1 protein-coding gene is annotated in these 1,224 nt (G+C 25.0%); it reads right to left on the bottom strand.

The window, feature by feature from the left end; genetic code table 11:
* Positions 1–147: 147 nt before the first annotated feature.
* Positions 148–1,152, bottom strand: coding sequence for a hypothetical protein (locus KLA_RS17240; protein WP_034647431.1), 1,005 nt, complete (start codon positions 1,150–1,152; stop codon positions 148–150).
* Between the last annotated feature and the right edge of the window lie 72 nt (positions 1,153–1,224).

Below are 1,224 nucleotides of genomic sequence, written 5' to 3'. Positions count from 1 at the left end.
GCACTTAGCCAAATCTTTTTATTTTGTTTTAATTTTTTGTTGTTTTAAATCCAAATCAAAAGATTTGGCGGACTTTATAAATATACACAGACCTTAGTTTAAAGCCCAAAACCCGTATTAATTATAGCCATTGTTGTAAACAGTTTTTTACCTTTTTATAATATGCAAAGTGTTGTCAGAATCTAAGCAGTAGATGTTGTTTTTGTTTATCTGAAAATTCTCTAGCCCACCTCTTAGTTTAGTACTTCCGTTCTTAAATTCAAAATTAAATTCTTGCTCTATTTCAAGTGTATTTGGGTCAAAAACACATAATGAATTTTTAGAAGTATAGAAGTAAAATAATGAGTCATAATATTGGGCTAAACTTACAAATATCCAGTTTTTAGTCTGTTTTGAAATATTACCAATTTTTTTTAGATTAGTTTCAATATCGACATTTCGAATGACTTTATTTGACTCTAAATCTAATTCTATAAAAGTACAATGGCTCAAGCCATAATATATATTGCTTCCTTCTGATTTTGGATAAATATTTCTTCTAATTTTTGCGTCTTTGAAAAATCTAATTAACTCACATTTTTCAATATCATACAAAATAATGCCTCCATTATTCAAAGTACAAACAAGAGTGTTTTTATAGATTTCGGAGAATTCCGATAATTGGTATTCCTCCTGTTCTTCTATTTTATTTAAGTTTTTTAAATGAAAAATTGAATTGTTTTTAGTTTCAAGATTTAAAATCGATATTTCTTGATTAGAATTTTTATATATAAACTTATTATCACTATAAATGCTATATATTCCGTGTGATTTAAGATTTAATATTTCGAAAAAATGATTAAATCCATTTTTTGACAAAAGAGATAAAATACCATTTTCTACTATTTTTTGGATTCCAATTACATTTTTACTTAAAAAGAAAAATGCTTTTCCAAATCCACTCTCTAATATCTCTATTTTATCGTTTATTATAATGTAATTTCCTTCCTTATCATCAATAAATATTTTATTGTCAAATTTTAAAAAATATGCTTTTTGGTTAAAAGGAATCTCTTTATTTTCAATTACTATATTATGATTTGTCGTTTGGTAAACGACCTCATTGAAAATCCCAAATGAAATAACATCTTTTTTAGTTTCAATTTGTTTCATCTAAAATATATATACTTAATTACTTGTGGGTAATTGTTTACAACGTGTTTGTATATGGTTTGTTGCGTGGTT

The sequence above is a fragment of the Cellulophaga geojensis KL-A genome (assembly GCF_000568425.1).
In the GTDB taxonomy this organism is placed as follows: Bacteria; Bacteroidota; Bacteroidia; order Flavobacteriales; family Flavobacteriaceae; genus Cellulophaga; species Cellulophaga lytica.
Note: the sequence above shows the minus strand (reverse complement) of the source record. Positions and strands in the feature narration are given on the sequence as shown.

Bases quoted from the DNA above. Each gene is read 5' to 3' on its own strand.
- KLA_RS17240 (WP_034647431.1), bottom strand. From the start codon at position 1,152: ATGAAACAAATTGAAACTAAAAAAGATGTTATTTCATTTGGGATTTTC.